We start from the raw sequence: 12,555 nt of genomic DNA, 5'->3' as shown, positions 1-12,555 counted from the left end.
GAAACCGCCCGTACGTACCTCATGCGGCGGAGGGGAACCGCTCCCAGACCCGGTGGCGTCCCATGGCCCGGGTGAGCCCCTGCAAGGCCGCCGGGCCGCTGTCACCCAGCGCGATGCCCGGCTGGTCCGGGGTGATGCCGGCGGCTTCCAGCACCTGCCCGGCGCCGTTCCACCCGCCGACGGCCTTGCCGTGCCGGTAGGCCTCGGTGAGCAGCAGCATCACGCGCGGATCCGGCTCTCCCGGCCTGTGCAGGCCCGCCTTGGCGTCGCGGGAGCCGTACGCGTCCTTGCCGGCCGGGGGCGCACCGGAGAGCAGCAGGGCGTCGAACTCGACCGAGCGGGCGCTCGCGAAGGTCCGCTGGACGTCGACCGAGGCCCCGTCGGATTCGAGGGTGCCACCGGTCGGCGCGATGACCAGCGGGACCATGCCCGCGCCCAGGATCGCCTCGCGGACATCCTCCACGCCCTCCAGGCCCCGCGCGCCGTCCGCGCCGTCCGCGCCGTCCGCGACGATGCCGATCACCCGGCCGTCGAGCGGCCAGGACTCCCCGACCTGGGAGAGGGCGGGACTCGGCTCCACGGCGGCCTGTGTGACGGTGGGCGCCGGTGCGGGCAGACCGAGACCTGCCGCGACCTGTTCGCACAGCTCGGTGTCGATGTTCGCCAGCACGCCCAGGCCGCGCTCCTTGATGGCCTGCTCATGGCATTTGCCCAGCTCGAAGGTGTAGGCGGCGATGATGTGCTCGCGCTCCGGGGGGCTCATGCTGAGCCAGAAGAGGCGGGGCTGGGAGAAGTGGTCCGCGAACGAGGCCGACGCCTGGCGGACCTTGCTCGCGGCCGGGATCCGCACCGGCGCCTCGATGTAGGCGCCGGTTTCGGGCCCGGCGAGGAAGGGACAGCCGCCGTCGAGGCTGTTGGGCCGGTAGGGCGCCACACCGGTGTGCACGGCGCTCTGGTGCATGCCGTCGCGGAGCATGTCGTTGAGGGGGGAGTGCGGCCGGTTGACCGGGATCTGGGCGAAGTTCGGCCCGCCCAGGCGGCTGATCTGCGTGTCCAGGTACGAGAAGAGCCGGCCCGCGAGGAGCGGGTCGTCGGTGATGTCGATGCCGGGGACCAGGTGGCCGGGGTGGAAGGCGACCTGTTCGGTCTCGGCGAAGAAGTTCTTGGTGTTGGCGTTCAGCGTCAGCAGGCCGATGGGCTGCACCGGGGCGATCTCCTCGGGCACGATCTTGGTGGGATCGAGCAGGTCGATGCCCTCGAACGACTGCTCCGGGGTGTCGGGGAAGAGCTGGATGCCGAGCTCCCACTGGGGGAACGCGCCGGCTTCGATGGCGTCGAAGAGGTCGCGGCGGTGGAAGTCGGGGTCCATGCCGCCGATCATCTGCGCCTCTTCCCAGACCAGGGAGTGCACGCCCAGTTTCGGTTTCCAGTGGAACTTCACCAGCGCGGTCTCACCCGCCGCGTTGACCAGCCGGAAGGTGTGGACTCCGAAACCCTCCATCATGCGGAAGGACCGCGGGATGCCGCGGTCGGACATGTTCCAGAGGGTGTGGTGGGTGGCTTCGGTGTGCAGGGTCACGAAATCCCAGAACGTGTCGTGCGCGCTCTGCGCCTGCGGGATCTCCCGGTCCGGATGCGGCTTGCCCGCGTGGATGATGTCGGGGAACTTGATCGCGTCCTGGATGAAGAAGACGGGGATGTTGTTGCCCACCAGGTCGAAGGTGCCCTCGTCGGTGTAGAACTTCGTCGCGAAGCCACGGGTGTCGCGCACCGTGTCGGCCGATCCGCGCGAGCCGAGCACCGTGGAGAAGCGCACGAACACCGGCGTCTCCACGTCCTTGCCGAGGAACGCCGCCTTCGTCACCTCTCCGGCGGTTCCGTATCCCTGGAAGACGCCGTGCGCGGCCGCGCCGCGGGCGTGCACCACCCGCTCCGGTATCCGCTCGTGGTCGAAGTGCGTGATCTTTTCGCGGAGGTGGTGGTCCTGGAGCAGCACCGGGCCGCGGGCGCCGGCCTTCAGCGAGCGGTCCGACTCGTACAGCCGGGCGCCCTGCGCCGTCGTCAGGTACGCGCCGCTCTGGGCTGCCCGCGCCTGGTCCGCCCCGGTGGCCTGGCCGGTGGGGCTGACCGTCTCCGGGCCTTCCTGGTCCTGCTTGGGCGGCAGCGGAGCTGCTGGTTCCGTCGGCTCGGCGACCGGCGGGGAAACCGACGAGGGCTTGCCGGGGATCTCGTGATGCTGGGTCATCGTCTCTCCCTTGGTGTGCGGTCGCGGGTGCGGCGCCGGGCCGCCGGGCGAGTCCGCTACGGGTCGGGGGTGCGCTGGATCGGGCCCCAGGCGCCGGGCTGCTTCATGATTTCCCTGGCGGCCTCGTCGAGAACGCCGGCTTCGATCCAGGCCAGGGGCTCGACGTCCTTCAGGAGGGGCTCGTTGTCCGGGCCGCGGCCGACCTCACGCCCCCGCAGCAACCAGGGCCGCACGCCGTCGCCGTGGATCCCGGGGAGGTGGCTGTAGTCGTGCAGGCGCCGTGCGACCCAGATCCGGGTCGGCCGCTGCCCCCACCAGGGTTCGACGTCGAGGGGGTTCGCGGACAGGCCGGGCAGGGGGGTGCCGGTGAGCTGGTCGGAGCTGGAGGGCGCGGCGAGGTCGGCGGCGGGGCCGTGCGACCACCGTACGTAGACGTGTTCGCCGCTGCCGAGCTGTCCAGCCACCTCGTCCAGGCTCCCCAGAACCGGGAGATCCTCGTACGCGTCCACTGGTTCCCTCCTGATCCATGGGGGCGTCTGCCCGGACAGGCGCCCGGCACTCACTCCGGGGCGCCGCCCATCGCCCAGCGGATGGCCGCGGTCACCGCGTGTCCGGCCGGCCGTACGAGGGCCTTGTCCAGGGGCGCCGGTACACCGGACAGTCCGAGCTCCGCGCGGGCCCAGCCGGGAAGCATGTCGACGGCGTTCGCGGTGAGGGCGGCGTAGGGCGCGCGGGCGGCGAGGGGCAGCGGCGGGTGGCGCAGGATGAAACGCGCCGCCTCCCGGGCCTCGCGCGTGCCGCGCAGCTCCGGCCGGTAGGAGTCCAGCCGCTCGGCGAGGGCGGCCCGGTCGAGAGGCGGATCGGGCACCCCGAGGGCCGTGGCGACGCGGGCGGTGTCGGCGATGTAGCCGTCGCAGCCGGCTCCGTCGAGCGGGTGGGCGCCGTAGCGCTGGTGGGCCCGCAGGAAGCTGTCGATCTCCGCGATGTGGACCCAGGCGAGGAGGTGCGGATCACCGGCGTGGTAGGCCTCGCCGGTCTCGATGGTCCCGCGCACCCGCTCGTGCACGGCCCGTACGTGGTCGACGGCCTGTTGCGCGTGCTCCGCCGTCCCGTACGTCGTGACGGCGAGGAAGGTGCTCGTGCGCTGGAGCCGCCCCCAGGGATCCCCGCGGTAGCCGGAGTGCGCCGTGACGGCCGCCATGGCCAGCGGGTGCAGGGACTGGAGCAGCAGCGCGCGCAGCCCGCCGATGAACATGGAGGCGTCGGCGTGCACGACCCGGATCGGCCGGTCGGGGCCGAACCACCGCGGGCCGGGCGTGCCGTGGATCCGGGCGCGGTTGGCGGGCCCCGCCGTCCCGGCGACGCGGGTGAAGAGACTGTGGCCGAGCCGCTCACGCAGCCCGGCCGGTACGGGCGAGGCTGCCATCCCCCCATTGTGGTCGGCTGCCCGGCGGCTGTCAGCCGGGTGTGCCGCGCAGTGGCGTAACCCGGCGTGCCCGCCACCGCCCGGGTCCGCACAGTGGGAGGCAGGAGCGGCGGCGCCGCAGCCGGAGGCTGCGCGCCGGCCGCGTGACGCGAGGAAAGGACGGCGGCATGGGCAGCGCGGTATACGGGGACCTCCGGGGCAAGCAGGCCCTGGTCACCGGCGGGGCGCGGGGTCTGGGCGCCGCCATCTCGCGGAGGCTGGCCGACGCGGGCGCCTCCGTCCTGGTGGCGGACGTACGCAAGGACCTCGCCGAAGAGCTGTGCGCGGGCCTGGTGTCAGCCGGGGGCCGGGCGCGCTTCGTCGCGATGGACGTCTGCGACCCGGAAGCGGTCGCGGCGGTCATGGAGGGCATCGAGGAGGACGGCGGGCGGGTGGACGTCCTCGTCAACAACGCCGCCGTGGACGTCTCCAAGGCGATCCAGCACCTGACGGCGGACGAGGTGACCCGTGTCGTGACGACGAACCTCCTGGGGCCGATGTACCTGTGCCTGGAGACCTACCGCCGCATGGTCGCCCAGGGCGGCGGCCACATCGTCAACATCCTGTCCACCGCCGCGAACCGCACGTGGACCGAGGCCGGTCCGTACTCGGCCAGCAAGTCGGGGCTGCGGGCCTTCACGCACACCCTCTTCAAGGAGGCCCAGCGCGACTGCCCGGGGATCGGCATCACGGGCATCATCGCGGGCGGCATGGAGACGGCGTTCATCATGGAGCGCTTCCCCGACGCGGACGTCTCGATGCTCCAGAGCCCGGAGATCGTGGCGGACACGGTGCTGTACGCGCTCTCCGTGCCGGCGGGCAGCGCGGTGTCCGAGCTGGTGGTGGTCCCCCGGCGGGAGCCGTCCTGGCCGTGAGGGAGGCCAGGAGGGGAGTGAGCGGGCGGTGAAAGGGCCGTCGGAGGGCGCTGCTCACGCTCCGTGATTCACCGCAATGCCGCAACCCTGCGTGCCGCCGCGACGCGCCCGACGGACGCTGGGTGCGACTCACCGCGCGAGCCGGAGCGGGAATCCGATCCCCGCCCTGTCAGAGGAGGTTCCCCATGGAGAGCACAGCGGAGAGCAGAGCCCCACGCCGGTGGGAGCACGCCGTCGTCACCGGCGGCGCCGGTTTCGTCGGCTCCCACCTGTGCACCGCCCTGATGGACGAGGGAACGGACGTCACCTGTGTGGACGACTTCAGCACCGGTCGCCGCGAGAACATCGCGGCCCTGCTGGAGCGGCCGGGCTTCGTCTTCCACGAGGCCGACGTCTCCCGGCCCTTCACGGTCGAGCGCCCGCCCGATCTCGTCCTGCACTTCGCTTCTCCGGCCTCTCCCGCCGACTATCTGCGGCTGCCCCTGCACACGCTGGAGGCGGGCAGTCTGGGCACGCGCAACGCGCTGGCCCTCGCCCACGGGGCGGGCGCCCGCTTCGTCCTCGCGTCCACCTCCGAGGTCTACGGCGACCCGCAGGAGCACCCGCAGAACGAGCGGTACTGGGGCAACGTCAACCCGGTCGGGCCGCGCAGCGTCTACGACGAGGCGAAGCGCTTCGGCGAGGCGCTGACCACGGCCGACGCCGGCTCGCACGGCACCGACACGGGCATCGTCCGGCTGTTCAACACCTACGGCCCGCGGATGCGCGGCTACGACGGCCGCGCCGTGCCCACCTTCGTCCGCCAGGCCCTGGCCGGCGAGCCGCTCACCGTCACCGGTGACGGCCTCCAGACGCGTTCCCTGTGCTACGTCGACGACACCGTGCGCGGCATCCTCGCCGCGGCGGCCCACGGGATGCGCGGTCCCGTCAACATCGGCAACCCGACCGAGATCACGATGCTGGAACTGGCCCGCTGGGTCATCGAACTCACCGGTTCCTCCTCCGAGATCCGCTTCGTCGAACGGCCCACGGACGACCCGGCGGTGCGCTGCCCGGACATCACGCTGGCGCGCGACAAGCTCCAGTGGCAGCCGGTGGTGCCGGCCGAAGAGGGACTGCGGCGCACCATCGCCTGGTTCCGCGCACACACCGACAACTGACCTCCGCCGCTCGCGCCCGCTCACCGAAAGGCCTGTCACCGCCATGCGCATTCTGGGGATCAACGCTCTCTTCCACGACCCCGCCGCCGCGGTCGTCGTCGACGGGCGGACCGTGGCCGCCGCGGAGGAGGAACGATTCTCCCGCCGCAAGCACGGCAAACGGCCGGTGCCCTTCGCGGCCTGGGAACTGCCCGAACAGGCCGCCGCCTGGTGCCTGAAACGTGCGGGCCTGCGCCCCGAGGACCTCGACGCCGTCGCCTACTCCTTCGACCCCGACCTCGCCCTTTCCGCCGGCTCCATGGGCCTGGACGACCCCTGGGACCACCTGCGGCTGACCTACGCGCGCCAGGCCCCCGGATTCCTCGCCACGGCCCTGCCAGGCCTGGACCGGGGTATCGTCCGCTTCGTCCCGCACCACATGGCGCACGCCGCCTCGGCGGCCTTCGCCGCGGACGGCGCCGAGAACTCCTCCGTCCTGGTCCTCGACGGCCGGGGCGAGCGCGCCTCCCACCTCGCGGCCCGACGCGTCAAGGACAGGCTGGAGCCGCTGTACGCGCAGGACCTGCCGCACTCCCTGGGCCTGGTCTACGAGGAACTCACCGGCCACCTGGGCTTCCTGCGCTCCTCCGACGAGTTCAAGGTCATGGCCCTCGCCTCGCACGGCAGGCCGCGCATGCTCCCCGAACTGCGCCGCTACGTGTACCCCACCGGCGACGGCGGCTTCCACGCCACCGGCGTGCCCTGGCACGAACTGTGCGCCCCGCGCGACCCCGAGGAGCCCTGGACCCAGGACCACGCGGACGTGGCCGCCAGCGCCCAGGCCGTACTGGAGGAGACCCTGCTGGACCTCGCCCGGTGGCTGCACGGCCGGACCCACGACCAGGTGCTCACCCTCGCCGGGGGCGTCGCGCTCAACTGCGTGGCCAATTCCCGCATCGCACGGGAGGGTCCGTTCTCCCGGGTCTGGGTCCAGCCCGCCGCCGGCGACGCCGGGACCGCGCTGGGCGGCGCCCTGCTGCTCGCCGCCGGTCTGGGCGACCAGCCCGAACCCATGGCCGGGGCCGACCTGGGACGCGACTGGTCCGACGCCGAACTCGGCGCGCTCCTCAAGACGGCCGCCGTGCCGTTCGAACGTCCCCCCGACATCGCGGAGACCGTGGCCCGCGCCCTGGCCGACAACGCCATCGTGGCCTGGTTCCAGGGCCGCTCCGAGTACGGGCCGCGCGCCCTGGGCCACCGCTCGCTGCTCGCCCACCCCGGCCACGCGGGCAACCTGGAACGGCTCAACGACGTCAAGGGCCGCGAGCAGTTCCGGCCGGTGGCCCCCATGGTGCTGGCCGACCGGGCCGCGGAGATCTTCGACGGCCCGATCCCCAGCCCGTACATGCTGTTCGTCCACGACGTGGCGCCGCAGTGGCGGGAACGGATCCCCGCCGTCGTCCACGTCGACGGCACCGCCCGCATCCAGACCGTCGACGCGGCCACCGAACCGCTGGTCGCCCGCATGCTCAGCCAGTTCGAGCAGCTCACCGGCCTGCCCGTGGTGGTCAACACCAGCCTCAACACCGCGGGCCGGCCCATGGTCGACGACCCCCGCGAGGCGCTGGAGTGCTTCGGCTCCTCGCCCGTCGACCTGCTGGCCATCGGCCCCTACGCGGTGCGGCGCGGCTCGTTCTTCCGCTCGGGCGAGGACGGGTGGTCGCGATGACCGCCGCCCGGCTGCCCGTCGCCCAGCGGGAGGCACCGCGGTACGCGGTCGTGATCCCGACCCTCGCCCGCCCCAGCCTCCACACCTGCCTGACGGCGCTCGCCGGGGCCACCGGTCCGCAACCGGTCCGGGTGGTGCTCGTCGACGACCGGCGGGCGGGCGGCGGCCGCACCGGCCCCCGGGACCTGGACGCGCGGATCCCCGAGGCGCTACGGCCGCTGACCACGGTGGTGACCGGCGGCGGTCGCGGGCCCGCCGCCGCCCGCAACACCGGTCTGCGGGCGGCCGGCACGCCGCCGTGGATCGTCTTCCTCGACGACGACGTGGTCCCCGCCCCCGACTGGTGCGACGCCCTCGCCCGGGACCTGCGGGCGGCGCCGGAGCGCACGGCGGGCGTCAGCGCACGCATCACCGTGCCGCTTCCGGCCGACCGCCGGCCCACCGACTGGGAACGCAACACCGCGGGCCTCGTGACCGCCCGGTGGATCACCGCCGACATGGCGTACCGCCGCGAGGCCCTGGAGAGCGTCGGCGGATTCGACGAGCGCTTCCGGCGGGCCTTCCGCGAGGACGCGGACCTGGCCCTGCGGTGCCTGGACGCCGGCTGGACCCTGACCACCGGCAGCCGCCGCACCACCCACCCCGTCCGGCCGGCCGACCGCTGGATCTCCGTACGCCAGCAGGCCGGCAACGCCGACGACGTGCTGATGAACCGGCTGCACGGCCGGGACTGGTGGACGCGTGCCGAAGCACCGCGCGGACGGCTCCCCCGGCACCTCCTGGTCACCGGGGCGGCGGTGGCGGCCCTGTCCTGCGCCGCTCTGCGCCGGCCCGGCGCCGCCGCCGTGTGCGGGGCCGGATGGCTGGCCGGCACCGCCGAGTTCGCCGCCGCCCGCATCGCCCCGGGGCCGAGGACCCGCGAGGAGAAGGCCACCATGGCGGTCACCAGCATGCTGATCCCGCCCGCCGCCAGCTGGCACTGGCTGCGGGGCCTGGCCGCCCACCGCCACGCCCGCCCCCTCGCGGCGCGACGGCTCGCGGCCACCACCGCGGCGCCCGTGGAACCGGCCGCCGCGCGGGTACGGACATGACCCCCCGCCCCGCACCGACGCGTGCGGCGTACGAGGCCCCCGCCGCCGACGGCCCCTGGCTGCTCGACGGGCCCGTGCCCGCGCCCGCGCCCCCGCGCCGACCGGACCCCGCGCTCCCCGCGGCGGTCCTCTTCGACCGTGACGGCACCCTCGTCGTGGACGTCCCCTACAACGGCGACCCGGAACGCGTCGTCCCGATGGCCTCGGCCCGGGATGCCGTCGCCGAGGTCACCGCCCTCGGCATCCCCGCGGGCGTGGTCAGCAACCAGTCGGGCGTCGCCCGCGGGCTGCTGACCCGCCGGCAGGTCGAGGCGGTGCGGCAGCGGGTGGACGCGCTCATCGGGCCGTTCGCCGTGTGGGCGATCTGCCCGCACGGCCCCCACGACGGCTGCGGCTGCCGCAAACCGCGGCCCGGCCTGGTGCTGGCCGCCTGCGCCCGGCTCGGCGTACCGGCCGAACGCACCGTCGTCATCGGCGACATCGGCGCCGACCTGGAAGCCGCCCGCGCCGCCGGGGCGCGCGGCATCCTGGTGCCCACCGCCCTCACCCGCCCCGGGGAGGTCCGCCGGGCCCGGGAGTCGGCCCCCGACCTGTCGGCGGCCGTCCGGCTGGCCCTGCGTACGGGAGCCGACGACGTGGCGGCCTCCCGCAGCGGTGTGCGATGACCGCGCCGCGCACCCTCGTCGTCCGCCTCGACAGCGCGGGCGACGTCCTGCTGGCCGGGCCGGCGCTGCGCGCCGTCGCGGCCGGTTCCTCGTACACCGCGCTCCTGTGCGGTCCGCAGGGCGCCCCGGCCGCACGGCTGCTGCCCGGCGTCGACGAGGTGCTCCTCTACGCGGCCCCCTGGGTCGGGCTGGAGCCCGCGCCGGTGTCGCGGCCCGAGTGCCTCGCCCTGATCGCCGAGGTGGCCTCCCGCTCCTTCGACCGGGCCCTGATCCTCGTCTCCTACCACCAGAGTCCGCTTCCGGCCGCGCTGCTCCTCAAACTCGCCGGCGTCGGCTGGACCGCCGCCGACTGCGAGGACTACCCCGGCGCACTGCTCGACCTGCGCCACGCCAGACTGCCGCGCCGCCACGAGGCCCTGGCCGCCCTGGACCTCGCGGCCGACGCCGGCTTCGCGCTGCCGCACGGCGACGACGGGACACTGCGCGTCGGCGCGCCTCCCGACGCCACGCACCTGACCGGCCCCGGCCCGTACGTGGTGCTGCACCCCGGCGCGGCGGTCCCCGCCCGGGCCTGGAGCCCCGCGCGGGCCGCCCGCGCCTGCGCCGCCCTGCACGACGCCGGATACCGGGTCGTGGTGACCGGCGGCCCGGCCGAACGGGAGCTGACCGCCGAGGTCGCGGGGCGCCACGCCCTCGACCTCGGCGGGGTGACCGGTGACCTCGGCGGCCTGGCGGGCGTACTCGCCGGGGCCGATGTGGCGGTGGTCGGCAACACCGGCCCCGCGCACCTCGCCGCAGCCGTCGGCACGCCGGTGGCCTGCCTGTTCGCCCCCGTGGTTCCGGCCGAGCGCTGGCGCCCGTACGGCGTGCCCCACGTACTCCTCGGAGACCAGGGCGCACCGTGCCGCGGGAGCAGGGCGCGGCGGTGTCCGGTCCGGGGCCACCCCTGTCTGGACGGCGTCCCCGACGCGGAGGTACGCGCGGCAGTGGCCCGCCTCGGCGGCCGGACGGCGCGCGCCGCCCGGCCCGTGGGCGCCGACTCATCGGAGACGGAGCAAGGAGCAGCCGTATGAACATCCTGCTGTGGCATGTGCACGGATCGTGGACGACGGCATTCGTTCAGGGGCCGCACACCTACCTCGTCCCGGTGACCCCCGGCCGCGACGCCGACGGCCTGGGCCGCGCCCGCACGTTCACCTGGCCCGAGTCGGTCCGGGAGATCACGCCCGAGGAACTGCGCGAGGCGCCGGTGGACCTCGTGATCCTCCAGCGCCCCCACGAGAGCGCACTCGCGGAGCGCTGGCTGGGCGGCCGCCGCCCGGGCCGGGACCTGCCGGCCGTCTACCTGGAGCACAACGCGCCGGACGGCGAGGTGCCCTCGACCCGGCATCCGTGCGCGGACCGCGACGACCTGACCCTCGTCCACGTCACGCACTTCAACCGGCTGTTCTGGGACAACGGCTCCACCCGCACCGAGGTCATCGAGCACGGCATCGTCGACCCCGGCCACCTGTACACCGGCCGGCTCGCCCGCGGCGCGGTCGTCGTCAACGAGCCCGTACGCCGCGGCCGTCACACCGGTACCGACCTGCTGCCCGCCCTGTCGCGGGCGGCCCCCCTGGACGTCTTCGGCATGCGCAGCGCGGGGCTCGCCGCGCACCTCGGAGTCCCCGCGGACCGCTGCCGCAGCGCCGATCTCCCGCAGGGCGAACTGCACGCCGCCATGGCGCAGCGCCGGTTCTACCTGCATCCCGTGCGCTGGACCTCGCTCGGCCTGTCACTGCTGGAGGCGATGCACCTCGGCATGCCCGTGGTGGCCCTCGCCACCACGGAGGCGGTCGAGGCCGTCCCGCCGGGCACCGGGACCCTCTCGACCCGCCCCGAGGTCCTGGCGCGGGCCGCCCGCCGCTATCTGGAGGATCCGCGGGCGGCGGCCGAGGACGGGGCGCGGGCACGCCAGGCGGCCCTCGGACGGTACGGGCTCAAACGCTTCCTGGCCGACTGGGAGCGTGTGATGACGGAGGCGCGCTCATGACGCCCAAGCCCTTCCAGGAGGCCGGCGCCGGGCGGCTGAGGATCGCCCTCGTCTCGGAGCACGCGAGTCCGCTCGCCACTCTGGGCGGCGTCGACGCCGGAGGCCAGAACGTCCATGTCGCCTGCCTCGCCGGAGCCCTCGCCGACCGGGGGCACCACGTCACCGTCCACACCCGCAAGGACGCGCCCGACCTGCCCGACCGCACCCGCATGAGGGTGGGCGTGGAGGTGCACCACGTCCCGGCCGGGCCGGCGCGGTACATCCCGAAGGACGAACTCCTCCCGCACATGGTCGCCTTCGGCCACCACCTGACCCGGCACTGGCAGAAGGAGGCACCCGACCTGGTGCACTCGCACTTCTGGATGTCGGGCATGGCCTCGCTCATGGCCGCCCGCGAACTGCGGCTGCCGATGCTGCACACCTACCACGCCCTCGGCACCGTCAAGCGGCGCCACCAGGGGCACGCCGACACCAGCCCGCCGGAGCGCATCGCCTGCGAGAGGGAAGTCGGCCTGCACGGCGACCGGGTGGTCGCCACCTGCCGCGACGAGGTCACCGAACTGTCCAGGATGGGCATCCCGGCCGACCGGATCGACATCGTGCCGTGCGGGGTGGATCCCGCGGTGTTCACCCCCCGGGGGCCCGTCGCCCAGCGCGGACCCCACCGCCACCGGCTCGTGCAGCTCGGGCGGCTCGTACCCCGCAAGGGGGCCGGCATCTCCATCGCCGCGCTCGCCTTCCTGCCCGACACGGAACTCGTCGTGGTGGGCGGCCCCACCGCGGACCGGCTCGGCGAGGACCCGGAGTTCCGCCGGCTGCGCGCCATAGCCCGGGGGGCGGGCGTCGCCGACCGGGTGCGCTTCATGGGCGCGGTTCCCAGCGCGGAGGTCCCCGCGGTGCTCCGCAGCGCCGACGTGGTGCTGTGCCCCGCGGACTACGAGCCGTTCGGCATCGTGCCGTTGGAGGCCATGGCCTGCGGCCGGCCCGTCGTCGCCTCCGCCGTGGGCGGCCAGCTGGACACCGTCGCCGACTTCGTCACCGGCCGGCTCGTGCCGCCCGGCGACCCGGCCGCCCTCGCCGCCGCCGTCGCCCCGCTCCTGGCCGACTCCGCGCGGCGACTGGGCTGCGGCGCGGCGGGACGCAGACGCGTACTGAGCCGCTACAGCTGGGCGAGCGTCGCCGAGGCCACCGAAGCGGTGTACCGCTCCGTTCTCGCCGCCCGGCCGGCCATGACCGGAGCGATCTGAGCCGGGCGCCCCAGCCCCCACCCCTTCGCGCAGCACCGACGAACGAAGGAGGCACGGACACGGA

At 74.6% G+C, this 12,555-nt stretch carries 11 protein-coding genes; 8 read left to right on the top strand and 3 right to left on the bottom strand.

Features of this window, described 5'->3' with window-relative positions:
* Positions 1-19: 19 nt before the first annotated feature.
* The 3 genes from ACWDYJ_RS07280 to ACWDYJ_RS07270 are packed head-to-tail and all read right to left on the bottom strand — an operon-like array spanning position 20 to position 3,671.
* Entirely contained in the window at positions 20-2,245 is a 2,226-nt protein-coding gene (locus tag ACWDYJ_RS07280; RefSeq protein WP_451564489.1) for a catalase, read from the bottom strand.
* A gap of 56 nt (positions 2,246-2,301) precedes the next feature.
* Positions 2,302-2,754, bottom strand: a complete 453-nt coding sequence (locus ACWDYJ_RS07275; RefSeq protein WP_451564488.1) for a DUF6098 family protein — start codon at positions 2,752-2,754, stop codon at positions 2,302-2,304.
* 50 nt (positions 2,755-2,804) lie between these two features.
* Complete coding sequence (locus ACWDYJ_RS07270; RefSeq protein WP_451564487.1) at positions 2,805-3,671, bottom strand: oxygenase MpaB family protein; 867 nt, start codon at positions 3,669-3,671, stop codon at positions 2,805-2,807.
* A gap of 167 nt (positions 3,672-3,838) precedes the next feature.
* On the opposite strand from ACWDYJ_RS07270, the gene ACWDYJ_RS07265 reads away from it, so the two are divergent.
* The 8 genes from ACWDYJ_RS07265 (at position 3,839) to ACWDYJ_RS07230 (ending at position 12,491) form a co-directional block, all read left to right on the top strand.
* Complete coding sequence (locus ACWDYJ_RS07265) at positions 3,839-4,585, top strand: SDR family oxidoreductase (RefSeq protein ID WP_451564486.1); 747 nt, start codon at positions 3,839-3,841, stop codon at positions 4,583-4,585.
* Positions 4,586-4,770: 185 nt separating this feature from the next.
* Positions 4,771-5,745, top strand: a complete 975-nt coding sequence (locus ACWDYJ_RS07260; protein ID WP_451564485.1) for an NAD-dependent epimerase/dehydratase family protein — start codon at positions 4,771-4,773, stop codon at positions 5,743-5,745.
* A gap of 43 nt (positions 5,746-5,788) precedes the next feature.
* The gene (locus ACWDYJ_RS07255) at positions 5,789-7,453 is read left to right on the top strand and encodes a carbamoyltransferase family protein (protein WP_451564484.1); all 1,665 of its coding nucleotides are present in this window, start codon (positions 5,789-5,791) and stop codon (positions 7,451-7,453) included.
* Positions 7,450-8,544, top strand: coding sequence for a glycosyltransferase family 2 protein (locus tag ACWDYJ_RS07250; RefSeq protein ID WP_451564515.1), 1,095 nt, complete (start codon positions 7,450-7,452; stop codon positions 8,542-8,544). The genes ACWDYJ_RS07255 and ACWDYJ_RS07250 overlap by 4 nt, the downstream gene beginning before the upstream one ends.
* Positions 8,541-9,209 (top strand): D-glycero-alpha-D-manno-heptose-1,7-bisphosphate 7-phosphatase, encoded by a 669-nt coding sequence (locus tag ACWDYJ_RS07245; RefSeq protein ID WP_451564483.1) that lies wholly within the window; start codon positions 8,541-8,543, stop codon positions 9,207-9,209. Before ACWDYJ_RS07250 ends, ACWDYJ_RS07245 begins: the two co-directional genes overlap by 4 nt.
* A complete protein-coding gene (locus tag ACWDYJ_RS07240) occupies positions 9,206-10,282 on the top strand; it encodes a glycosyltransferase family 9 protein (protein ID WP_451564482.1) in 1,077 nt (358 codons plus the stop codon). Before ACWDYJ_RS07245 ends, ACWDYJ_RS07240 begins: the two co-directional genes overlap by 4 nt.
* Positions 10,279-11,244 carry a glycosyltransferase gene (locus tag ACWDYJ_RS07235; RefSeq protein WP_451564481.1) on the top strand — a complete coding sequence of 322 codons (966 nt, stop codon included), beginning with the start codon at positions 10,279-10,281 and terminating at the stop codon, positions 11,242-11,244. Before ACWDYJ_RS07240 ends, ACWDYJ_RS07235 begins: the two co-directional genes overlap by 4 nt.
* Positions 11,241-12,491 (top strand): glycosyltransferase, encoded by a 1,251-nt coding sequence (locus tag ACWDYJ_RS07230; RefSeq protein WP_451564480.1) that lies wholly within the window; start codon positions 11,241-11,243, stop codon positions 12,489-12,491. Before ACWDYJ_RS07235 ends, ACWDYJ_RS07230 begins: the two co-directional genes overlap by 4 nt.
* The last annotated feature ends 64 nt before the right edge of the window (positions 12,492-12,555 follow it).

This window comes from Streptomyces sp. NPDC003042, from assembly GCF_053591315.1.
The sequence above is the reverse complement of the archived record's forward strand: the minus strand, read 5'-3'. Positions and strand labels throughout refer to the sequence as shown.

Bases quoted from the DNA above. Each gene is read 5' to 3' on its own strand.
- ACWDYJ_RS07250 (WP_451564515.1), top strand. From the start codon at position 7,450: ATGACCGCCGCCCGGCTGCCCGTCGCCCAGCGGGAGGCACCGCGGTAC.
- ACWDYJ_RS07240 (WP_451564482.1), top strand. From the start codon at position 9,206: ATGACCGCGCCGCGCACCCTCGTCGTCCGCCTCGACAGCGCGGGCGAC.
- ACWDYJ_RS07265 (WP_451564486.1), top strand. From the start codon at position 3,839: ATGGGCAGCGCGGTATACGGGGACCTCCGGGGCAAGCAGGCCCTGGTC.
- ACWDYJ_RS07230 (WP_451564480.1), top strand. From the start codon at position 11,241: ATGACGCCCAAGCCCTTCCAGGAGGCCGGCGCCGGGCGGCTGAGGATC.
- ACWDYJ_RS07260 (WP_451564485.1), top strand. From the start codon at position 4,771: ATGGAGAGCACAGCGGAGAGCAGAGCCCCACGCCGGTGGGAGCACGCC.
- ACWDYJ_RS07235 (WP_451564481.1), top strand. From the start codon at position 10,279: ATGAACATCCTGCTGTGGCATGTGCACGGATCGTGGACGACGGCATTC.
- ACWDYJ_RS07280 (WP_451564489.1), bottom strand. From the start codon at position 2,245: ATGACCCAGCATCACGAGATCCCCGGCAAGCCCTCGTCGGTTTCCCCG.
- ACWDYJ_RS07245 (WP_451564483.1), top strand. From the start codon at position 8,541: ATGACCCCCCGCCCCGCACCGACGCGTGCGGCGTACGAGGCCCCCGCC.
- ACWDYJ_RS07255 (WP_451564484.1), top strand. From the start codon at position 5,789: ATGCGCATTCTGGGGATCAACGCTCTCTTCCACGACCCCGCCGCCGCG.
- ACWDYJ_RS07270 (WP_451564487.1), bottom strand. From the start codon at position 3,671: ATGGCAGCCTCGCCCGTACCGGCCGGGCTGCGTGAGCGGCTCGGCCAC.